Raw genomic sequence first — 21868 nt, 5'->3', positions numbered from 1 at the left:
AGGTGGTGCGGGTGCTGCTTGCTGACACCTGAGACGCTAAGTCCCGTCGTCTCAGGAAACAAGCCCACACGGCCAGATTCTTTAGACGGCGACGGCACGCGATGACGCGGCGTGCGCGGCATGGGCGGCCACCGGGTCCGCCGCGGTGCCGCTGTCGCCGCAGGAACAACGCCACGCGTCCCCGGCGATGCGCGAGCGGTGGTCGGACTCCCCGCCCCACGACGGGGCGGCGTCACCGGCCCGGGTCCACGCGTCCCCGGTGTCGAGCAGGTAGCGGCGGCACCCGGACGCGTAGACGGCACCCTCGGCGAGGCGGTGGCGGCCGGTCACGGCCTCGGCGTCGCGGAGGCGGGCGGCGAGCTCGTCGGGCCGGGTGGCCGGGTCGAGGGTCGCGGCGTGGAGGCGGACGAACGGGGGACGCATCTTGCTGGCCATCGGGTGCTCCTTGGTGGTGCCTGCTTGCTGACACCGGAGACACTAAGGCCGCCCGTCTCAGGAAACAAGACGGGCGGCCGAAGCGCCTAGACGGGGGAATCTAGGATCAGGGGCGACGCTCGCAGCGCCGCTTGGACTCGCCCTCGCACACGTCGCGGCCGAAGTCGCCGTCGATGGTGTCGAAGCCCCGGCCGCCGATCAGACGGTCATTGCCGGGCGTGCCCTTGATCGTGTCCCGGCCCCGGCCGCCGTTGACCACGGCCCGGTAGTTCTTGCACCGCGGCGTCGTCCACTCGTCGCCCTCGCCGTACTCGACGGAGTGCGTGATGACGTCCTTACCCGGCCCGGCGTTGACGAACGTCCGGCAGGCGATGAGCGACAGGCGCTCGCCGCGGTTCGTGCCGCGCACCTTCACGCGCCGCGCGCTCATCACGTAGTCCTCGAAGCCACGGATGCGGGTCAACGTCTGCCCGTCGGCCGCGGTGACCTTGCGACCGAGGTCGGCCTTGACCCGGTGGCCCGAGAGGTTGAGCAGCAGGCGATCCTCGCCCTCGTTGCCCTTGGCCCAGGACGCGTTGCCGCCGAGGCCGTTCGTCTCGTACGTGTCGTCCCCGTCGCCGAGGGTCACGTGGCGGTCGAACGTCGTCGGGGCGTCCACGACCACGTTCTCGTCGTGGTCGGTGCCGCGGAAGGTGAACGTCCCGGCCTCGGCCCTCGTGGTGAGGTGGAACCAGTCGAAGCGGCCCGTGTAGGCGAAGGACGTGTCCGGCCCGGTGACGGTGCCGCTGGCGTCCACCGTGACCTCGGTCTGGCCCCGGAGGAACAGGCCGCCCCCGGTGGTGGTCACGGACCCGGGCGCGGTCTGGGTGCCGCTCCAGAACAGGTCGCCCCCGGCGGCGAGGTCGATGGTGTCGCCGTTCGGCTGGCCGGGCGTGCCGCTGCGGACGGTCCCCCACGATGCGAGGCGGATGACGTCGGCCTCGGTGTCGATGCCGTCGGCCGTGCCGCCGATGACCCCGTGACCCTTGCCGCCCTGATCGAGGAACGTGTCGGCCCCCTCGCCGAGGAACGCTCCCACCGTGGCGTCTCCGGTCGCGCACACGAGGTCATCGCCCCCGAGCGCGTCGACCCGGGTCGCTCCGTTCGTGACGATGACGTCCGGCCCCTCCGTGCCGGTGATCGTCCCCCCGGGCGTGCCGACGATGGTCGCCGCCTTCCCGTCGCACGTCTCGGCCGCTGCTGTGGCCGTCCCCATCGGGACAAGCAGAGCCGCCCCCATGACGGCGGCGGCGGTGAGTGTGAGTCGCATGATTCCCCTTGCGGTTGCGGATGGTGAACCCGTGTGACGGGGCACCCGCCGGATTAGTTGTGACGTGTCCACAGCGCGGGACCGGGCCGCCCCCCGGGGAAAGGGGCGGCCCGGCGTGTGTCACGCGCTGAGCGACGCCAGCGCGTAGTCCTTGACGTCCTGCACGGTGCCACCGTCGAGGATGCGCTTCGCACGCTTCGTCCCGTCGGTGTCGCCGCGCATGGGGGCGAGCCAGTCGGCCCACTCCGTGACCGCGTTGAAGGCGGCGTACTTGGTGCCACGGCCGAAGGCGTTCGTCTCGGCCTCGGTGAACAGGTGCCACAGGTCGCCGCGCTTCTCGTCCACGGCGGCCTTGCCGCTGTCGCTCTTGGCGTCGGGGATGATCCCCTTCACGAGCTTGTCGAAGGCGTCGTTGGTCATCTCCTGGTCGAGCAGGCGGCCCATCTCGGAGGCGAACTCGTCCATGTAGTCGAACGTCAACTCGAGGGAGTTGCGGGCCTCGGTGAGGCGACCGGCCATGTTCACGGTGTGGCGGATCTTCCACGACTGCTTCGCGCCGCGGAGGGACATCGTGAGCTGGTTGGTGCACGCGAGACGCATCGGCATCACGGCGACCTGAAAGGCGTTGAAGCCGTCGTGACCGTTGGACGCCAGCAGGTAGATGTCGTGTGCGTCCTCCCCGGCGATCTTGATGCCCTCGGGCATCTTGAGCGTGGTGAAGATGCGGGCACCGTTCTTCATCATCCCGGCGGCGTCGTAGTGCGCGCCCGACTCGTCCACGATGGAGTCGAGGAAGTCGAAGGTCTCCTCGTTCTGCTGGATGACGTAGTTGTGACCGACATAGCCGAGGTACTCGGTGCCGCCCGTGGCCGGGTCCGTGCGGACCGTGGCGACGCGGTTGGGAATCTCGATCCCCGACGCCGTGAACATCGGCTCCTTGCGGACGTTCCAGTCGTTGAGGCCCGCGGCGACCATCGCCTCACGGGCGGTCATGTTGCCGCTGTCCTTGCGGACGAAGCCGCCGAGGGTGCGCCAGGCGGGGGTGCGGGTGAACCCGGCGGGGGCGGTGGTGGTGGCGTTCATGGTGTGGCTCCTTCGGTGCGGTTACTTGCTGACACCGAAGACGCTAAGTCCTGCCGTCCACTCAAACAAGTCCGCGAACACACTTTCTTTGGACGGACCGCCACGCCCCGCGGAATCCCGCGTCAACCCCGCGGAAACGAACCGACACCCGCGCCGCGGAATCACGCGCCTACGTCCAGCGAAACGACGGCATCCGTCTAACTAGGCAGGTCACCCGGTCTAACGGACCGTCTAGTCAACGTGGCGCAACGTCCAACAACGGTGCACGCCCGAAGCGAAAGGTCGCAAGTTCGACTCTTGCCTGGGGCACCAGCACCGCTGTATTGCTTCGCCTGATGGGTGACGTTCGGCCTTCGGTTGAGTCGTCACACATCTTCGGGTGATGGGTGACGGCTACTCCGGTTGATTGGTGACACTCCCCAGATGAGGGAGTTGAGGGTCACCGAGCAGCCACCGGCCGTCTCAACACCCCGCCGGTGGAGGTGCGGTTCGACCGGATCTGCCGGGAGAACGGGATCGAGCACCTGCACACACCCGGCCCCGCTCACCGACCACCACCGGCAGGATCGAGCGGTTCCACCGCGCCCTGCGCCTGCACGAACACGACGGGTCTGTGCGTCGCGGCGAAGGCGGCGATGAGGGCAGCGATGTTGGCGTCCGCGTTGAGCCGTTGCGTGGGCCCAGTGGGTGGAGTCATCGAAGCCTTGCTGTGCGTCGACCACGAGGAGGGCGGTGGAAGCGGGTGGTGGCGCGCGATGGCAGGAGTGATGGTCGTCTGGGAGTTCACCGGGTACCTCGTGGTCGGGTCGACCAGCGTCGGGGCCCTCGGGCTAGTCGGGCGAGGCGGGCGTCGGCGGCGGCCTGCAGGCGGCGCTGGATCTCGTGGTCGACGGCTGCGTGGTTGAGCAGGTTGGTGGTCATGATGGTCTCCTGGGCGGTTCGTGGAGCCACCATCGTGTTCTGGATGAAGGGGTGGTCGCGCCGGGGAAATCGCCGGGGAGACTGCCAGGGAGATTGCCGGGGAGATTGCCGGGACCCGGTGAGCGGCCGGTCCGCAAGCGGGGACCTTGACGCTAGGTGGGGTCGTGGGCGAGTGCTGCGAGTTCGGTGCGGGACGTGATGCCGAGCTTCGTGTAGACGTTGCGGAGGTGGAAGTCGACGGTGCGGGGGCTGATGTACAGCCGCGCGGCTACGTCCTTGTTGCTGAGTCCGCCGCGCACGAGCGCGGCGATCTGTGACTCCTGAGGGGTGAGGTCGCTGGCGACGAGGTTGGCGCCGCGGCGCGCGGTCTCACCGGAGGCCCGCAGTTCCTGGCGTGCCCGGTCGGCCCAGAACCCGGCGCCGAGGCTCTCGAACGTGTCGAGGGCTTCTCGTAGCGGCACTCGGGCATCGGTGCGTCGGCGGTGGCGGCGCAGGTGCTCTCCGAGGGCGAGCTGGGTCCTGGCTCGGGCGGGCAAGCGCGGCGACTGGGCGTGCCACTCCAGGGCCTTCGTGAAGTTCTCCTCCGCATCACCGTCGCCGACGACGGCGCGGGCGTGGTGGACCGTCGCCCATGCCCACGCCATGTCGGTTCCTTCAGCGAACGAGGTGAGCTCGTCGAGCCACGTCCGGGCGAGGTCCGGGCGGTCCGCACGAACGGCGGTCTCGATACGGTCCAGGGCGGTGAGCCAGCGTGCGACGGGCAGGTCGATCTGCTGCAGGTGGTGCAGTGCGGTGGCTGGGGTGACGTCGAGTTGGCGGGCGGCCGCCCAGTGGTGGAGGCCGCGCACGAGTCCCAGGGTGGCGCCGTGGGCTGGACGCTGTTCGAGTTCGGCGTCGAGGTCGTGGAGGTGTTGCGGGGCGGAGGGGTCGCCGCGCAGGGCTGCGATGACGGCAAGTTCTGCGAGTGGGAACGCAGCGAGCTCGTGCAGGCCGAGGTTGCGGTCCATCAGCAGCGCCTCCTGGGCGGCTGATGCGGCTTCGCTCCATGCGCCGGTGGCGATGCGGAACACGACCCCGCGGGTGAGGGCGTGCTCGATCATGTTGATGGCGCCGGCGTCGCGGGCGTGCTGGAGCTGGCGGTCGTGTAAGCGGATGGCGCGTTCGTCGTCACCGAGGTGCATGGTGGCGATGGCGAGGTTCGCGTGGAGAAGCGGTGGTGTGCTCGGCGGGAGTGGGGTGTCCCAGGCCCGTCGAAGAGCTGTGGCCGCGGCCGCCCAGTCATCGCGGATGACGGCGGTGAATCCGTCGAGCAGATGGCCGGCCACGACCTGGTCTGGTGCCGCGTCGGGGGCAGGCGCTTCGACGATGGTGGCGGGGTCGGGGGCGTCAGCGGACCGGGCTCCGAAGGACGCCAGGGCGGCGGCGAGCATGGCGAGGATGCGGGCGCGGGCGGGGTCGTGGGGTGCGGCCGTGGTGGCTGCTTGGCACACGATGCGGTAGCCGTCGTCGAGGGAGCGGGTGTTCCACTCGACCTGGCCTTGGAGCTGGAGCAGGTCCGCGCGCAGGAGTGGGTCGTCTGCGTCCACGAGCGCGGCTCGGGCGAGGAGCTCGGTGTCGAGGTGGCGACCGGCGGCGAGGTTGGCGGCGGCGGCGGCGAGCAGGCGCTGGGCGCGTGCGTGGGAGTCGAGGGTGAGCTCGGCGGCCCGGGTCCACGCGGCAGCGGCCGCCTCGTGGCCCCCGCGGCGGCTCGCTCGCTCGGCGGTCTCGTCGAGCGCTGTCACGACGTCGGGATCAGGGCCGTCGACGGATGCGGCCAAGTGCCAGGCGCGGCGGTCCTCGTGGACGGTGCCGGAGAGGGCGTCGGCGAGAGCCCGGTGGGCTTGGCGGCGACGCGAGCTGGTGGCGGCGCCGTAGATGGCGGAGCGGACGAGTGGGTGGCGTAGCACGATGCCCTCCTCGCTGACACCAAGCAGGCCGGACTCCTCTGCGCCGTCGAAGGCCTGCTCGGGGGCGCCGAGAGCGGCCGCCGCACGGGCGACGGTCGCGGGGTCACCGGAGTCGTCAGCGGCCGCGACCAGAAGCACGGTCTGCGCGGAGCTGTCGAGCTTGCGGTAGCGGTCGAGGAACGCACGCTCGACCCGTTCAGTGAGCGGAAGGCGGGCTGGAAGCCGTTGCTCTCCCGCGAGCTGGGCTGGGGTGAGCGCGCCACTGAGCTCGAGCAGCCCGAGCGGGTTGCCGTCGGTGACGTCGACGAGCTCGGCGAGCACGCTGGCGGCGATCGGGGCCGCCGCCTGGTTGGCGGCCAGGTCCGCGGCTTGATCGGCGATGAGCTCGGCCGCGGTGGCGGCGTTGACCCCGCCCAGGGTGAGGGTGGTGAGGTCTGGCGCGTCGAAGGCTCCGCGCTCGTCTTCGCGGATGGCGAAGATCAAGGCGACAGGTTCGCCCTCGAGCCGACGGGCCACGAAGAGCAGCGCTGCAGCGGAGGCGTCGTCGAGCCAGTGGGCGTCGTCGACGATGCCAAGCACAGGGTGGTCGCTGCCGACTTCCGAGAGGAGGTTCAGCGTGGCCAGGTAGACCAGGTGCCGGTCACCGGCACCTCCGGCACCACCTGCTTCTTCGCCGAATGCAGCGCGAAGTGCCTCGGCCTGAGGTGCCGCGATGTCGTCAAGTCGGTCGAGCACCGGTCGCAGGAGGCGGTGCAAGGCGGCGAACGGCAGCGGGGCCTCGGACTCGACGCCCCGGGTGCGCAGCACGGTCACTGCCGGGTCACCTGCGTCACCTGTGTCGGCGGCGTCGCGGGTGGCCGTGACTACGTCGTCGAGCAGGGCGGACTTCCCGACCCCCGGCTGGCCTCGCAGGACCAGTGCTGCTCCCTGCCCAGACGCTGCGTGACGTGCGAGGGCACGCAGCGCTGCCTGCTCGGCCTCCCGTCCCCTCAGCACGGCGGCACCATACCCAGCCGACCCGACACCCGAACAGGGCCGACATCGAGGCCGAAATCGGGGCGTTTGTCGACAGCGGCGCGGGGGCCCACGAGCGCTCTGATCACCGGGTCGTTCGACATCCGAGGTGGTCCAGTAGTGCCAGCACGTCGGCTCGTTCGACGGGTGCGTCGGCGGTGACCACGAGGAGCCCCGCGGCTTCGTCGAAGTCGCAGGAGCTGACGCCCGGCAGGGCGCCCACGTGTCGCTCGATTGGCTCGCCGACCTCTGCGGACGGCGGGTCCGCGAGGCGGAAGACCACGGTTCCGACGAAAGTTCGGGGGGTGTTGTGCATCATTGCGGCCCCGCGGGCGGGCTGGGAACGGCCCTGCGGGCATTGCGGGTGAGGGCGACGACGATACGCGGCCAGGCGGCGGGCGGCAGATCGTGCCCCATGCCGTCAACAAGCTCGAGTCGTGCACCCGGGATGGCGGCCGCGGTGGCCCGACCGCCGGAGGGATGGCACATGCGATCGGCGCTGCCGTGGATGACCACAGTCGGCACTGCCAAGCGCGCCAGCGCGAGAGTGCGGTCGGAAGCGGTACGCACGGCTCGGTGCTGCCGTCTGCGTCCGTCGCGCGGGTCAGGGTCGCGACGGAACGCCTCGACTGTCACTCGCCGGAGCTCATCGAGGTCCTGCTCGAACCCGGTGGACCCGACGGCCCGAAAGACCCGCACCCGTCGGTCGACGGCTTGTTCTTCAGTCCGCGGGCGGCTGGCGAGGAAGTGCCGGAAGAGCGCAGGCGAGGTGCGGCCCTTCCCACGGTGTCCGGTCGTCGACATCAGCGACGCCAGCGAGGCCACCCGGCCCGGGTGCCGGATCGCCATCAGCTGCGCCACCATGCCGCCGAGCGAGGCTCCGACGACGTGCGCGGACATCACGCCAAGGTGGTCGAGAAGGCCCACGGCGTCGTCGGCCATGTCGTCGAGCGTGTACGTGGCTTCGGAGAGGTGGGTCGAGCGTCCCGCATCCCGGTTGTCGAACCGCACCACGTGGAAGCCGTGGTCTGCCAGTTGTCGGCAGAACGCGTCTGGCCAGTGGATCAGCTGGAAGCCCAGTCCCATGATGAGGAGCATCGTGGGCGACGCCGGGTCGCCGATGCTCTGGTAGCACAAGGTGACGTCACCGACGTCTGCGAACCGTTCCGGGCTCGGACTGTCGGTGAGGTTGCGTGTCCAGGCCACAACGGTGGTCGCCTCGTCGCCGGCCCGGTAGGGCTTCGGCGCCTCGTCCGGTTCGTAACCCAGCGCGGTCCAGTACGGATCGGCGAACGTGGCGTTGGTGGCGACGATCATGGCCCGCATCCGTCGGATCTCGGGCCAGCGGGACACCCAGTCGAGCAGCAGCTCGTGGGTGCGTCGACCCACACCCCGCCGTTGGTGCGCGGCATGGGTCTGAAGGAGCCCGATGTGTGCCGTGTGCTCGTCCGGCCACCCGCGGAGCACGTCGACGACCGCGACCAAGGTGCCGTCGGCGTCGTACGCCCCAAGCACCACCTTCCGCTCCGCCGGCACGCTGGGTGGACGTCCGTCTATCAGCGCGACCGCCGCGTGCCTACTGACCCGCGCGCCGGTGACGCGGCCTGCGTAGCCCGGGTCAGCCTCCAGCAGTGCCTGGACGGCGTCGGTGTCGCGGTGGTTGAGCTCACGCAGGAACAGCCGAGGTGCGTTTGTGGCGGTGGTGGTTGTCGTGGTCATGCCTGGTCCTGCAGGTAGCGGGTGTAGGCATCGGGCCGCCAAGCGGCGACGACCTTGGTGCGGAGCATGGCTCCCAGGCGCTGGTAGAAGCGCTGGCCGGCGTCGTTGTCCTGGTTCACGCCCCACGTGATGACGGACTGGTCGGGGGCCACGAGCTCGGCCAGGGCGGCCATGAGCTGTCCGCCGATGCCGCGGTCGCGAACCTGGGAGCGGACATAGAGGTCGTCCATGGCGAAGATGTCACGGCCTTGCCAGAGGTTGAGCTGACGGGTGCCGCTGAGGTACCCGAGCGGCTGGTCGCCGGCGACGGCGAGAAGTACCACGACCCTCTGGTTGGCGAGCATGCGGCGCCAGTCCTGGACGGTGGCGTGAACGGCGTCGGCTGAGTTCTCGTGGGTGGCGAGCTCGACGAGCAGGGTGCGTACGTCGTCGGCGTCTTCGACGCCGGCGCGGCGGATGGTGACGGTGCCGTACAGGTCGGGCTGGTCGGTCATGGTGGTGCTCCCGTTCGTGTCCGTGGGTGTGGGTCGAGCCTGGGTCTGACGGGCGCGTCGTCGCGCCGGGAAGAACGCCGGGTTCTGCGCCCCGCGGGGGCGTGTGGGGAGGGCGCAGAACCCGGCTGCTGTGGGGCGGTGGTCACTGCTCGTGGATGGCGGTGAGCACCTCCAGTCGGGCTGCGCGGCGTGCGGGCGCCAGTCCTCCGACGATGCCGACCACGAGGGCCGCGGCGGCGACGAGCGCGAGCCCGGTCGTGGGGATCTGCAGGTGCAGGTCACCGCCTTGGGCGATGGCGCGCACGAACAGGGCACTGGTGGCGACGCCGACCGTGGTTCCGACGAGCAGCCCGGCGACCGCGATGAGCAGTGACTCGGTGCGGATCATGGTGCGCAGCTGACGGCGGGTCATCCCGACGGCGCGAAGCAGGCCGAGCTCTCGGGTGCGTTCGATGATGGACAGCGCCAGCGTGTTGGTGATGCCGAGCATGGCGATGAGGACGGTCAGCATGAGCACGGCGGTGATCAGGGTGAGGATGCCGTCCAACGATGCTGTGCGGGCTTCGGCTGCGCTGGCTTGGTCTCGGACCTCGACCGTCGGCATGCCCTCGAGGGCGTCCTCGAGCGCGGTCTGGGCCTGGTCGAGCGTGGTGCCCGAACTGGGGCGCACCAGCAGGGTGGCGTCGACGCGCTCAGTGAACCAATCTCGGTAGCTGGCAAGCGACACGAGGTAGTCGGTGCTCAGCGCCTTGGCGTCGTCGTCATCGATGAGCCCGACGACGGGCACCTGCACGGTCCCGGTGCGGGCGAACGTCATGGCGAGCCTGTCGCCGACATCGCGGCCACGCTCAACCGCCTGGCGTTCGGTGATGACCACCCCATCGCGGCCGTCGGACAGGTCGGTCAGGCTGCCCTCGACCATGTCGACATGGGTGACGTCGTCGATCGTCGCGGGGTCGAGCGCGGTGAGCGCGCGAGTGGCGCCGGAGTCCTTCCAGTGCCCGAACCGAAGCGGCGAGACCGTGCCGACCTCGTCCAGTTCCTCGATCTTCTCCCGGGTCGCGGGCTCGAGGCCGCCGAGCATCTCACCGCGTGCGCTCTCGACGACGAGCTCGGCGGTGATGGCCTCGTCGAACCCGGACTGCAGGGCAGCGCGGACCGAGGCTCCGACGACGGAGACGAACACGACCAGCGCGAGGCTGAGCGCCAACGCCATCACGGTCGCTCCGGTGCGTCGCGGCGCCCGGCGGGCGGCTTCTCGGGCGAGCCCCGCAGGCACGCTGCGGCCGGTGACGGCACTCAGTCCGCGGCCGATGAGGTGCACCACGGCGGGCGCGACCACCGGGGCGAGGGCAACCAGTCCGGCCACGAGGGCGGCCGTGCCGGCTCCGAGCGCCGGCATCGACTCGGTGGCGCCGCCGACGCTGAGCGCGGCGACTCCCGCGGCTGTGAGCGTGAGGCCGACGCCGGCGCGGATGCGGCCCCGGCCGCCGGCGGTGCCAAGGGCGCCTTCGCGCATGGCCATCACCGGCGAGACGCGGGCTGCGCGGCGGGCGGCACCGAAGGCGGCGATGAGCGTGACGACCACTCCGACCGCCAGCGCGACGACCAGGGTGCGGGCCGACAGGACCGTCGGGCCGTCCGGCACGGTGGCGCCGGCAGCGTCCAGCAGGGCGCGGAGCCCGGTCGCGGCGACGAGTCCCGCGCCGGTTCCGGCGACCGCGCCTGCGATGCCGAGGACGGCGGCCTCGCCGAGGATGGAGGTCATGACCTGACGGCCGGTGGCTCCGGCCGCACGCATGACTGCGAGCTCGCGGGTGCGCTGGGTGACCAGCACGGAGAACGTGTTGGCGATGAGGAACGCACCGATCACCAGAGCCGCCCCGGCCAAGGCGAGCAAAGCACCGGTGATGAAGCCGAGCTGGGACTTCGCGGCCGCCGCGCTGGCAGCGGCCGTGTCCTGGCTGGCGGCGACATCGACGTCCGTGCCGAGTTCGGCGCGCAGTCGGTCGGCCACCTCCGAGGTGGCGGTGCCGTCGGCTGCGATGACGGAGATCTGGGAGATGCCGTCGCCGAGGCGCAGGAGACGCTGAGCGGTGGCCAGGCTGGTGAGGGCGACGGTGGTGTCGGGCAGCCCGTCCGCGTCACCGAAGCCGACGAGCCCGACCACGCGGAGGTCGGCCTCGGAGTCGGCCTGAACCCGAACCGTGTCGCCGAGGGTGATGTCGTGGGCGGTCGCGGTGGCGGCGTCGATGACGACCTCGTCAAGCTGTTCGGGTGCGTGGCCGTCGCGGAGGGTGAACCCGTCGACGCCGGTCCACGAGGTGAGCATCGAGGGGCCGGCGGGGACGATCGCCTCGCCGTCGGCGATGAGAAGTCCGGTGCCCTTGACGACGGGGATGGCCCGGCTGACGCCGGGCAGGGTCGCGGTGTGGGCTGCGAGCCGCGAGTTCAGGGGGTCGCGTTCGACCTCGATGCCCATGGCGGCGTCGAAGGCGACAGCGTCGCGGATGACGATGTCGACCTCGGTGCTGGCGTCACAGAACTGGTCGTCGAACACCTCGCGGGAGGTGTCGGTGAGGACCAAGGTGCCGACGACGAACGTGACGCCCAAGGTGATGGCAGCGAAGGTGAGCAGCAGCCTGCCGCGGTGGGCCAGGGTCTGCTTGAGGACGAGGCGGAGCATGGGTCAGCCCTCCTGGATGGAGCCGGAGCCGGAGCCGAAGCCGGAGCCGGCGCGGGGGTGGGGGTTGGGGTGCTGGTCGGTGTCGAGCTGGAGCATCCGGTCGGCGATGGCCGAGGCGGTGGGGTCGGTGATCTCCTCGATGACGCGGCCGTCGGTGAGGAGCACGACTCGGTCGGCGTGCGCGGCGGCCAGCGGGTCGTGGGTGACCATGACGATGGTCTGACCGAGGTCGTCGCAGGCGTCGCGGAGGAAGCTCAGCAGGACCTGTCCGTGTCGGGTGTCGAGGTTGCCGGTCGGTTCGTCGGCGAACACGATCTCCGGGCGGGTGACCAGGGCTCGGGCGACGGCGACGCGCTGCTGCTGACCACCGGAGAGCTCGGAGGGCCGGTGGCCGAGCCGGTCCCGCAGGCCCAAGGTGTCGACGAGCCGCGCCAGCCAGTCGGGGTCTGCGCGCCGTCCCGCCAGGTCCAGCGGGAGGGTGATGTTCTCCTGCGCGGTGAGGGCGGGGAGCAGGTTGAAGCTCTGGAACACGAACCCGAACCGGTCGCGGCGCAGCAACGTGCGCTGCCGCTCGCCCAGGCCCGTCACGTCGGTGTCGCCGATGTGCACCTGGCCGGCGTCGAGGACGTCCAGGCCGGCGAGGGCGTGCATCAGGGTCGACTTGCCGGACCCGGAGGGTCCCATGATGGCGGTGAACGTTCCGGTGTGGATGACGAGGTCGGCTCCGTCGAGTGCCTTCACGGCTGCGGGGCCGCTGCCGTAGGTCTTGACCAGGCCTCGGGCGCGCACCGCGACTGTCTTGGTCGAGGCTGCCGCGGGGCGGGTGTCCGCGATTCCGGGGGTGGTGTTGAGCAGGTTCGTCATGGTGGCTCCTTGGTCGGGTGGCCGTGTGACGGCCGGTGAACGGTTGGGGTGCTCGGGTGGTGTGCGGATGAGGGCTTTGCACGTCTGGTGGGTTGAGCCTCGGTCTCCCCGGCGCCTGGTCGCGCCGGGGAAACCACCGGGTCAGCAGTGCGGCTGAGCGCCGTCAGTGCCCGTGCCCGTGGCCGTGCCCCGCGGGGGTGTGGTCCGGGTCGTGGGCGGGCAGCAGGAACGTCGGGATGAGCAGGGCGACGAGCCCGATGGCGACGGCGAGGAACGCGTGGTGGCTGCCCGACGTGATGCCCGCGGCGGTGGTGAGGTCTCCGGCAACCGCGGTCAGGGCTGCAACGCCGAGAGCGGCACCGATCTCGTGACCGGTCATCATCAGTCCCGACGCGAGACCTGACTGCTCAGGCGCGACGTCGCTCATCGCCGCAACGGAGATGGCAACGAACATCGGGCCCACGCCCAGGCCGAGCAGCGCGAAGCCCGGCAGCACGTCGCTCAGGTAGGAGGGGTCGGAGTCGACGAACGAGAGGACCAGGGCTCCGGCGGTGGCGATCACCAGGCCGACCGCGATGAGCTTCTTCGCGCCGACGTGTGGCAGAGCCTTCGATGCGGCGGCGGCGCTCACGGTGATGAAGGCGGCCAGCGGCAGGAACTGCAGGCCGGTGATGAGCGCGGATGAGCCGAGCACCTGCTGCAGGTACAGCGAGCTGAGGAAGATGGCACCCACGACGGCTCCGGTGACGCCCGCCATGACGGTGGATGCGGACACCAGGGACCGGATGCGCCAGGTGGCGGGCGGGACGATGGGGCTCTCGACCTTGCGCTCGTTGGCCACGAACCCGGTCATCAGGATGGCTGCGAGGCCAGCGGCGACGAGCGTGTGGGGTGCGGTCCAGCCGTGGCTGGTGGTGGACTCCACGGCGTACACGAGGGTGAGCAGGCCCGTCACCAGGAGCACTGCCCCGGACACGTCGAGCTGGCGGCGGCCAGCAGCCCGGGTGGGCGCGAGACGGACCTTGACCAGGACGCCGGCGGCGACTGCGACGCCGATGGGGACGTTGATGAAGAACACGGCGCGCCAGTCGAATGCGGTGGTGAGGATGCCGCCGAACAGCACGCCGGCGGCGATGCCCATGCTGGCGACGGTGCCCCACATGGCGAGGGCGGTGGCGCGCTGGCGACCCGAGTAGGTGGCCATGACGATGGACATGGCTGCGGGGGTGAGCAGCGCTGCGCCGGCGCCCTGGGCGCCGCGGGATGCGATGAGGGTCAGTGCGGTGTCGGCGAAGCCGGCGGTGAGGGAGCCGGCAGTGAACAGCGTGAGGCCGGTGAGGAACACCCGACGGCGGTCGAAGAGGTCAGCGACGCGTCCGCCGAGCAGGAGGAAACCGCCGCTGAGCAGCACGTAAGCGCTGATCAGCCACTGGTAGCTGCTCGAGGACAGGTGCAGGTCGGTGGCGATGCTGGGAAGGGCGACGTTCACCACGCTCACGTCAAGGACGACCATGACTTGCGCGGCCAGCATGAGGGCCAGAACCGTCCAGGGGCGTCGGGTCTCCGGCGGGTGGTCCGCGGCGTCCGGGTGGTGGCCGGCGTGCTCGTCGTGTCCGGGCGGCGGTGCCGTCGTCGAGTGGGGCGAGTGGGTGCTCATGGCGTTCTCCTCGGGAAGGTGATGCCGGCTCGGTGATGCCGGTGACCCGAGCGTCCGACCCGAGGTGGCCCGGTCGCGCCGGTGGATCCGCCGGGTTACCTCCGGTTGAGGTGATGGCATCAACTCCGGTGCTGGGTGCTCAGCGCGTGGCGGCAGCTACGCACGGACAGCGGCAGGGGGCGGACCGCGCAGCGCCCGGCCCGCAATCCCGGCGATCTCCCCGGTGCGACCCGTGACCGGTCGCCGCGACCGTGGACGAAGACGACTCCACGACCGAGGTGACAGCCATGACCACCAGCACGACCCCTCCTGCCACACCGACCGCCACCTTTCCCGCCGCCCTTCCTGCGATGGCGAGCTCTGGCCCGAGCACTCGCCCCGGCGGACCCAGCCGGTCCCGCCGCGGGCTCGCCCTGGCGTTGCTGGTCTCGGCCCAGTTCGTCGTGATGCTCGACACCTCGATCGTCAACGTGGCCCTGCCATCGATCCAGTCGTCGCTGTCCCTGGGCGCCAGCAGCCTGAGCTGGGTGGTGAATGCCTACGTGCTGACCTTCGGCGGGCTGCTCTTGCTCTGCGGTCGCGTCGCCGACCACGTCGGCCGGCGACGCATGTTCACCGTCGGGTCGGCCCTGTTCACCGTGGGGACGCTCGTGGCAGCGGCCGCTACGAGCGAATGGATGCTCCTGACCGGCAGGGTCGTGCAGGGTGCTGGAGCAGCGTGTCTGAGCCCGGCCGCGATGGCGCTGCTGCTCGTCAACTTCCCCGGCGAGCGTCGGGCACGGGCCATGAGCCTGTGGGGCGCCGCATCCACGCTAGGCGGCGCCACCGGAGTCGCCGCGGGCGGGCTGCTGGCCGGCACGTTCGGCTGGTCATCGGTCTTCATGGTCACCGTCCCCGTGTCCTTGCTGGCCGTCGTCATGGCCGGGCGCGTCCTCAACGACATCCCGCAGCGGGCCAACCACCACTTCGACCTGAGCGGAGCAGTGACCATCACCGGAGCTGTCGTCGCGCTCGTCCACGGCGCACTCAGCCTCGCGTCCGGCAGCTGGGAGCAGTCCGCCATCGTCGGAGTAGCAGTCCCCGTCGCGCTCACGGCCCTCTTCATCCGTGCCGAGCGGCGTGCGCCCGAACCCTTGGTGCCCCTCGACCTGTTTCGCTCCCGGATGCTGGCGACCGGGGTGGCGCTGGCCGTCCTCGGCGGAGCAGCCCGCGCCTCCACGTTCGTCCTCGTCGCGCTCTACCTCCAGCAGGCGCTCGCGATGTCCCCCGCGGCGGGTGGACTGGCCATGGTCCCCACTTCCCTGACCGGCTTCGTCGTCTCGCTCGTACTCCTGCCTCGCGTCCTGCGCAGGTTCGGCCCCCTAGTCAGCCTCATCGCCGGCCTCGTCGTCCTGGCGGGCGGCCACCTGTGGCTCGCCTGCGCCCCCGACCAAGCCGGCTACCTGCTGGGCGTGCTCCCGGGCCTGTTCCTGGTTGCCGCCGGCGTCGCGCTCAGCTTCACCCCCACCACCATGGTCATCGCCTCAGCCGTCCCCGACGCCCACGCCGGCCTGGCTTCGGGGCTGGCCAGCAGCGCCACCCAGGTCGGCGCAGCACTCGGCACCGCCGCCTTCACGACTCTCGCGCTGCGAGAGTCCGGTTCCGGGTTCCCGGCCGCATTCCTGGCGGCTGCGACCGTTGCCCTGACTACTGCAGTGCTCGGCTGCATCGGCGCGCGGCGGTGAGGGACCCCTCACGGCTCAAACAGCGCCTTCGTTGAAGGTTCACCCCTCGTCGTGTGCGCTGCGCGGGTCCGTCGTGCTGCGGGCGTAGCGCCGCTCGCGTCGACCTGATGTGGGATGGATCCGCACCTCGCCGGTGTCGACCCAGCCTGCTCGCGTGTACACGTCGACAGCGCGGGTGTTGTCGTCGTAGACCCAGAGCTCCACCTCCTGACTCGACATTTCGTTGGCGTACTCGCAGACGTCCGCCAGCAGTCGGCTCGCGACTCCAGCCCCCCATGCCTGTGGGTCGACTCCGAGGTAGAGGATCTCCAGAGCGCGGTCCTGCGGGACCACCAGCGCGAAGCCAGCCGCGCGCCCGCGCAACGAAGCGAGGTGAAGCGTTGCTCCGGCATGACCCAGCCCGCGTTCGATGACGGGGAGCGCCGATGAGGTCGGAGCCGGCTCAGATCGTCCGTCGCGGTGTGCCGTGGCAACGGCCCAGATTCGAGCGGCCTCCCCGCGACTGGAGGCCCCTTGATCTCGGGTGACTGAAACGTTGAGGCTGGTTGACACGCGGGCATGATCGCCCAGTAGCAGTTGCCGAGCAAGGGCCGAACGTTTGCCCTCTAACGCGAACGTCTGGCCGCCGCTGGGGTAACGCGTCGGCTGCGAGGACATCGTCGACGGCCGTCCTTCCAAGCTCAGCGCACCCGCCGTCGTCTCGGCGGGACGGTCATGTGACGCGTTGGCGCATCTTGGCACCGTGCGAGGCCCGTCTGGGCTCACTTGGGTCGCCGCAGACGTGCCGGTCAGTGCGAACTGCGACTAGCCACCGCGGCGCGTGCGGACCGTCTTGTCCTTCAGCTCGCCCCACGCGCGCTCGAAGTCCGCGACCGCGGCCGCGGCCCGTGCCTCCTCGATGGCGTGCAGCCGGCCGAGGGTGAACCCGTTCATCCCGTCGAGGTGCGCGCGTGCCCCCAGCTCGCGCAGGAACCGGCGCGACATCACCGTGTCCTGGTGCTCGCCCAGGGCCTGCTGGACCCCCTTCGCGGACGCGGCGAGCTCCTCCGCCGGCCTGCCCAGGGCCGGGACCACCATCTCGGCGGCGTAGCGCAGCCGTTTCGCCTTCTTGCGCGCGACGTGGAGGGCCACGTCGTTCGCCTCGCCGGCATCGGCCTGCTCGGCGATCCCGACGGCCCGTCGCAGGCGCTTCAGCTCGCGGCGGACCAGGCGGGGCAGCACCTCGTCCGCCGGTCCGTCGGCCTCCTCCGTCGCCGGGAGGTCCCGCACGAGGCGGTCGAGCCCGTCCACCAGGCGCGCGTACCGGGTGCCGCCCAGCGCCTCGATCGCCTGCGCGCGTCCGCGCTGCTCGGCGGCGCACAGCTCGTCGTCGACGAGGACGTCCACCGACCCCATCACGAGCTCCGGCGGTTGCGTGGACAACAGGTGGCGGAGCCGTTCGCGGAGCACTTGGGCGTCGCGGGCGCCGCCCAGCTCGCGGCCGAGCCAGCGCAGCTCGTCGACGAGCGCGTCGGTGGGTACCACGAGCAGCGGCTGTCCCGTCTGCAGCGGCGTCCGGAGGCGCCGCGCGGCGATGCGCATCTTGTGGATCGCGCTCGCGTCACCTGACCGGACCAGTGCCTCCTGCTCGCCCAGCGTCGCGAAGTTGCCGGCCAGGTGGGAGCGCAGCACCTCGGCAGCCGGGAGGTGCCGATCGACCGTCACCCGCCCATCATCCAGCAGGTCGTCAGCCGGCGAGCGTCTCGAACCTGATCCCGGCCTTCTGCAGCCGCACGAGCAGCGCGTCACCCATCGCCTGGGCAGGCGTGACCTGCCCCGCCGTCTCGGGGTTGTCGTCGAGGGCGAGGCACAGCGCCGCCTCGGCGAGCATCGTGGCGGTCTCGGTGTAGCCCGGGTCGCCGCCCGAGACGCGCGTGCGGACCGTCCGACCGCCGGCCTCGCCGACGAAGTCGACGGTGAACCACGACTTCTCGCGCTTCTCCGCGGACGGCCCCGAGCCCCGCGGGACCCGCGACGTGATCAGGTCGCGCACCGGCTTGACCTGCGCGGCGAGGGTCAGGGCGCTGACACCCACGGCGCCGCCCACGGCGTACGGCAGGGTCTTGGTGCCGGCCCAGTGGGAGTAGCGGAACTCCGGGCCGTACGACGGCAGCGCGGCGCCGGTGCGGGCCACGATGGTCCCGTCGATGGTCGGCAGCGGCAGCAGCCAGTAGCCGAGCACCGGGTCGCGGTGCGGCTTGCCGCGCACGGCGCGCGACGACCGGCCCTCCGGTCGCGACTCCGCGCGCCGGCGGGCGGCGTACGTCGCGCGCATCTGCTTCGCTCGGGCGAACTGCTCCATCGCCGAGTGGAAGGTGCCACCCGAGAACGCGCCGCCCGACCGGACGACCCCGCGCAGCGTGATCGGCTCGTCGTCCGGCAGCTGCTGAACGGTGTAGTAGGCGCCGAGGTCGTGCGGGATGGAGTCGAAGCCGCAGGCATGGACGAGGCGGGCGCCGGTGCGCACGGCCGTCTGGTGGTGCTCGAGGAACATCCGGTCCACGAACTCCGGCTCGCCGGTGAGGTCGAGGTAGTCGGTGCCGGCCTCCGCGCAGGCGGCGACCAGCGGGGCGCCGTGCTCGAGGTAGGGGCCGATCGTCGTGGCGACCACGCGCGCCCGGCGGGCGATGTCGGCCAGGGACGCGGCGTCGGTCGAGTCGGCGACCAGCACCTCGACGTCGCTCGCCCCCTGCTCGGCCAGCCGGCGGCGTACGTCCTCGAGCTTGTCGGGGTTGCGCCCGGCGATCGCCCACCGCAGATCGGCCGGCGCCGCAGTGGCGAGGTAGTCGGCCGTGAGGCCGCCGGTGAACCCGGTGGCGCCGAAGAGGACGAGGTCCAGGTCGCGGTCGGTCATCGCGCCATCGTGCCACGCGGAACCACGGCCGTCGGGAGCCCGTCCCACCGCCATGGCCACCTCGAAGCCCACCTCGAAGCCCACGGCTCGGCGCGTTCGACGCCTCGTCACCGGTGCCACGGTCGTCACCAGCCTCGCCGCCGCCGTCGGTGTCGGCTACGCGCTGGGCAGGGACACCGAGGGCGGTGGTCGGCCGCCGTCGTCGCCGCCGATCGTGCTCGCCAATGCCGACCTCACGGTCGCGGCGGGGTGCGACGAGCTCCTCGCCTCCTACGTCGACCGGGCGCTCGAGGCGGTCGGCGCCTACGGCTGGGGTGGGGACGTGGTCTACGACGTCATGACCAGCGGCGACGCGGCCGCCGGTGCCGCTCCCTCCTCGGAGGCCGCCCGGTCGACGGTGAGCACCTCGCGCACCACGAGCAACGAGTCGGGCACCAACGTCCAGGAGGCCGGCGTCGACGAGGCCGACGTGGTGAAGGCGGCCGGCAGCCTGCTGGTGCGGCTGCGCGACGGCGAGCTGCTGGCGTACGACGTCTCGGGCGCGGAGCCGCGGCTGCTGTCCGCCACCCCTCTCGACGACGCCCGCGGCAGCGGCTGGGTCGGCGACCCCGGGGGCGAGATGGTCCTCGTCGACGGGCGCGCGGTCGTGCTCGGCTCCTCGACCGACGGGAGGTCGACGACGATCACCACGGTCGACCTCGCCGACCCCACCTCGCCCACGGTCGTCGACGTGACCACGGTCAGCGGCCGCGCGTCGGCGGTGCGCCTGCACGGCGACGTGGTGCGCGTGGTGCTCCAGAATGGTCTGCCCGAGCTCGACTTCTCCGCGCCCGACGGGGTCCTCGGCCAGCTCCGGGCGCGGCTGCGCAACCGCGCGCTCGTGCGTGACACGACCCTCGCCGACTGGCTCCCCACGATCGACGGCGCGCCGGTCGTGGACTGCGCGGACGTCGCGATCCCCCAGGCCGACGTGGCGCTGGGCACCACCACCCTCCTGGCCTTCGACCCCGCCGAGCCCACCGAGCTCACCACGACCGCGGTGGCGACGGACTCCGCGACCTCCTACTTCTCGACCGACCGGTTCTACCTCGCCGCCTCGGCACCCCAGTGGGGCTGGGTCGACTGCATGACCTGCCGCCCGACCGGCGGGCCGGACGCCGGCGGCACCACGCCCCTCTTCGCGTTCGCCCTCGACGGGACCGACGCGACGTACGTCGCCTCGGGCGAGGTGGAGGGCACCATCGCGGACCGCTGGTCGATGGACGCCGTCGGCGGCTCGCTGCGCGTCGCGGTCGGACCGAGCAGCGAGACCGGCGACTTCAACTCGGTGCTGACGCTCCGCGAGGACGGCGCCGACCTCGTCGAGGACGGGCGGGTCGACCAGCTGGGCGTCGGCGAGGAGATCAAGTCCGTGCGGTGGTTCGACGACCTCGCGATCGTGGTCACCTTCCGCCAGACCGACCCGCTCTACGCGGTCGACCTCAGCGACCCGGCCGCGCCGCGGCTGCTGGGCGAGCTGAAGATCCCCGGCTTCTCCGAGTACCTCCACCCGCTCGGCGAGCACCGGCTCGTCGGGATGGGCCAGGACGCCTCGCTCGACGGAGCCGTCCGCGGCGCGCAGGCGGCGCTGTTCGACGTCACCGACCTCACCGACCCCCGCCAGCTCGACGTCGTCCGCTACGACGAGGGCACCCAGGCCGGGGCGGCGACCGACCCGCGCCAGTTCACCTGGCTGCCCGAGCAGCGCACCGTCCTGACGGTCGTCGGCCAGGGCTGGACGGGCACCACCGGCTGGGTCTCGGTGCTCTCGCTCGCCGACGGGTCGATGAGCAACCGCATGGTCGAGGTCGAGCACGGCACCGACGTCGCCGGCGTACGCCTCGTGCCGCTCGCCTCCGGCAAGGTCGCGCTCGTGACGGGCGAGGACGTCTCGTTCTTCGCGCTGTGAGCCGCACCGCCCGCGTCGTACCCTCGGAGCCATGTGCCGCAACATCCGCCCGCTCAACAACTTCGAGCCGCCCGCGACGCGTGACGAGGTCACCGCGGCCGCCCTGCAGTACGTGCGCAAGGTGGCCGGCACGACGAAGCCGTCGCAGGCCAACGAGGCGGCGTTCTACGCCGCGGTGAAGGAGATCGCCCACATCACCGAGCACCTCCTCGACGACCTCGTCACCTCCGCGCCGCCGAAGAACCGCGAGGTCGAGGCGGCCAAGGCCCGAGCCCGCGCCCAGGCGCGCTACGCGTGAGCCTCGCGGCCCGTCTCCCGACCGAGGAGCAGGCCCTCGACCTGCTCGCCTCCCGGCCGCTGGTCGTCCTGACCGGCGCCGGGCTGTCGACCGACTCCGGGATCCCCGACTACCGCGGCCCGGGCGCACCGGCACGTGCGCCGATGACCTACCAGGAGTTCGTCGCCACCCCCGAGGCCCAGCAGCGCTACTGGGCGCGCAGCCACCTCGGCTGGCAGCGGATGGGCCGTGCCGAGCCCAACGCCGGGCACCACGCCCTGGCCGACCTCGACCCCGGCATGCTCATCACCCAGAACGTCGATGGCCTGCACGAGGCCGCCGGGTCGCGGCGCCTCGTCGCGCTCCACGGTCGCGTCGCCGAGGTCGTCTGCCTCACCTGCCGTACGACGTCCTCCCGCGACGCGCTCGAGCGCGAGCTCGACGCCCTCAACCCCGGCTGGCTCGAACGCCACGGCTGGGTGGAGTCGCGACCCGACGGCGACGTCGACCTCGACGACACCCACGACTTCGTGGTGCCGCGCTGCCCGTGCGGCGGGCCGCTCAAGCCCGACGTGGTCTTCTTCGGCGAGAACGTGCCACCCGACCGGGTCGCGCGCTGCTACGCAGCCGTCGAGGCGCTCGGCAGCTCCGGCGCGATGCTGGTGGCGGGGTCGTCACTGACCGTGATGAGCGGGCTGCGGTTCGTGAAGCGGGCGGCCCAGGGCGGGACGCCGGTCGTGATCGTCAACCGTGGTGCGACCCGCGGCGACGAGCTGGCGTCGTACAAGCTCGAGGTGGGGTGCAGCGAGTTCCTGACCGAGCTGTGCACCCGAGTTTCGTGCTCATAGGTACGGATCTCTACCTGTAACCAGGGCGGTCACCGGATATCCGGTGACTC

At 71.6% G+C, this 21868-nt stretch carries 18 protein-coding genes and 1 pseudogene; 5 read left to right on the top strand and 14 right to left on the bottom strand.

Annotation, left to right across the window (positions count from 1 at the left end; translation table 11 throughout):
* Window positions 1-81 precede the first annotated feature (81 nt).
* From NYO98_RS10355 to NYO98_RS10345, 3 genes are all read right to left on the bottom strand, one after another.
* Window positions 82-435, bottom strand: a complete 354-nt coding sequence (locus tag NYO98_RS10355; RefSeq protein WP_268111585.1) for a hypothetical protein — start codon at window positions 433-435, stop codon at window positions 82-84.
* A 106-nt stretch (window positions 436-541) separates the two neighbouring features.
* Window positions 542-1744: a hypothetical protein gene (locus NYO98_RS10350; RefSeq protein WP_268111584.1), complete on the bottom strand. Its 1203-nt coding sequence runs from the start codon at window positions 1742-1744 to the stop codon at window positions 542-544.
* Between the two features lie 120 nt (window positions 1745-1864).
* Complete coding sequence (locus NYO98_RS10345) at window positions 1865-2827, bottom strand: DUF932 domain-containing protein (RefSeq protein ID WP_268111583.1); 963 nt, start codon at window positions 2825-2827, stop codon at window positions 1865-1867.
* 452 nt (window positions 2828-3279) lie between these two features.
* On the opposite strand from NYO98_RS10345, the pseudogene NYO98_RS10340 reads away from it, so the two are divergent.
* A pseudogene (locus NYO98_RS10340) lies at window positions 3280-3419 on the top strand (IS481 family transposase); the annotation flags it as partial.
* Here the strand turns inward: NYO98_RS10340 and NYO98_RS10335 are convergent.
* The 8 genes from NYO98_RS10335 to NYO98_RS10300 all read right to left on the bottom strand — a co-directional run bounded on the left by NYO98_RS10335 (window position 3372) and on the right by NYO98_RS10300 (window position 14128).
* A complete protein-coding gene (locus NYO98_RS10335) occupies window positions 3372-3524 on the bottom strand; it encodes a hypothetical protein (protein WP_268111582.1) in 153 nt (50 codons plus the stop codon). The pseudogene NYO98_RS10340 and the gene NYO98_RS10335 sit on opposite strands and share 48 nt — an antisense overlap.
* 86 nt (window positions 3525-3610) lie before the next feature.
* A complete protein-coding gene (locus NYO98_RS10330; RefSeq protein ID WP_268111581.1) occupies window positions 3611-3748 on the bottom strand; it encodes a hypothetical protein in 138 nt (45 codons plus the stop codon).
* A 152-nt stretch (window positions 3749-3900) separates the two neighbouring features.
* The gene (locus NYO98_RS10325; RefSeq protein WP_268111579.1) at window positions 3901-6690 is read right to left on the bottom strand and encodes a helix-turn-helix transcriptional regulator; all 2790 of its coding nucleotides are present in this window, start codon (window positions 6688-6690) and stop codon (window positions 3901-3903) included.
* 333 nt (window positions 6691-7023) lie between these two features.
* Window positions 7024-8427, bottom strand: a complete 1404-nt coding sequence (locus NYO98_RS10320; protein WP_268111578.1) for an alpha/beta fold hydrolase — start codon at window positions 8425-8427, stop codon at window positions 7024-7026.
* The gene (locus tag NYO98_RS10315; RefSeq protein WP_268111577.1) at window positions 8424-8921 is read right to left on the bottom strand and encodes a GNAT family N-acetyltransferase; all 498 of its coding nucleotides are present in this window, start codon (window positions 8919-8921) and stop codon (window positions 8424-8426) included. Before NYO98_RS10315 ends, NYO98_RS10320 begins: the two co-directional genes overlap by 4 nt.
* 142 nt (window positions 8922-9063) lie before the next feature.
* A complete protein-coding gene (locus NYO98_RS10310) occupies window positions 9064-11607 on the bottom strand; it encodes an FtsX-like permease family protein (RefSeq protein WP_268111576.1) in 2544 nt (847 codons plus the stop codon).
* A 3-nt stretch (window positions 11608-11610) separates the two neighbouring features.
* The gene (locus tag NYO98_RS10305) at window positions 11611-12471 is read right to left on the bottom strand and encodes an ABC transporter ATP-binding protein (protein WP_268111575.1); all 861 of its coding nucleotides are present in this window, start codon (window positions 12469-12471) and stop codon (window positions 11611-11613) included.
* Between the two features lie 163 nt (window positions 12472-12634).
* A complete protein-coding gene (locus NYO98_RS10300) occupies window positions 12635-14128 on the bottom strand; it encodes an MFS transporter (protein WP_268111574.1) in 1494 nt (497 codons plus the stop codon).
* A 287-nt stretch (window positions 14129-14415) separates the two neighbouring features.
* On the opposite strand from NYO98_RS10300, the gene NYO98_RS10295 reads away from it, so the two are divergent.
* A complete protein-coding gene (locus NYO98_RS10295) occupies window positions 14416-15852 on the top strand; it encodes an MFS transporter (RefSeq protein ID WP_268111573.1) in 1437 nt (478 codons plus the stop codon).
* Window positions 15853-15891: 39 nt separating this feature from the next.
* Here the strand turns inward: NYO98_RS10295 and NYO98_RS10290 are convergent, their stop codons facing one another.
* From NYO98_RS10290 to NYO98_RS10280, 3 genes are all read right to left on the bottom strand, one after another.
* The gene (locus NYO98_RS10290; protein WP_268111572.1) at window positions 15892-16404 is read right to left on the bottom strand and encodes a GNAT family N-acetyltransferase; all 513 of its coding nucleotides are present in this window, start codon (window positions 16402-16404) and stop codon (window positions 15892-15894) included.
* Window positions 16405-16656: 252 nt separating this feature from the next.
* A complete protein-coding gene (locus NYO98_RS10285) occupies window positions 16657-17556 on the bottom strand; it encodes a CHAD domain-containing protein (RefSeq protein ID WP_268111571.1) in 900 nt (299 codons plus the stop codon).
* A gap of 22 nt (window positions 17557-17578) precedes the next feature.
* Window positions 17579-18745: a saccharopine dehydrogenase family protein gene (locus NYO98_RS10280; protein ID WP_268111570.1), complete on the bottom strand. Its 1167-nt coding sequence runs from the start codon at window positions 18743-18745 to the stop codon at window positions 17579-17581.
* 52 nt (window positions 18746-18797) lie between these two features.
* On the opposite strand from NYO98_RS10280, the gene NYO98_RS10275 reads away from it, so the two are divergent.
* From NYO98_RS10275 to NYO98_RS10265, 3 genes are read left to right on the top strand one after another with little or no spacing between them, the layout of a single operon-like run.
* Window positions 18798-20693, top strand: coding sequence for a beta-propeller domain-containing protein (locus NYO98_RS10275; protein ID WP_268111569.1), 1896 nt, complete (start codon window positions 18798-18800; stop codon window positions 20691-20693).
* Between the two features lie 31 nt (window positions 20694-20724).
* Complete coding sequence (locus NYO98_RS10270) at window positions 20725-20991, top strand: DUF2277 domain-containing protein (RefSeq protein ID WP_268111568.1); 267 nt, start codon at window positions 20725-20727, stop codon at window positions 20989-20991.
* Window positions 20988-21818 carry a Sir2 family NAD-dependent protein deacetylase gene (locus NYO98_RS10265; protein ID WP_268111566.1) on the top strand — a complete coding sequence of 277 codons (831 nt, stop codon included), beginning with the start codon at window positions 20988-20990 and terminating at the stop codon, window positions 21816-21818. The genes NYO98_RS10270 and NYO98_RS10265 overlap by 4 nt, the downstream gene beginning before the upstream one ends.
* Window positions 21819-21868 lie beyond the last annotated feature (50 nt).

It is taken from the genome of Nocardioides pini (assembly GCF_026712185.1).
GTDB lineage: Bacteria > Actinomycetota > Actinomycetes > Propionibacteriales > Nocardioidaceae > Nocardioides > Nocardioides pini.
Note: the sequence above shows the minus strand (reverse complement) of the source record. Positions and strands in the feature narration are given on the sequence as shown.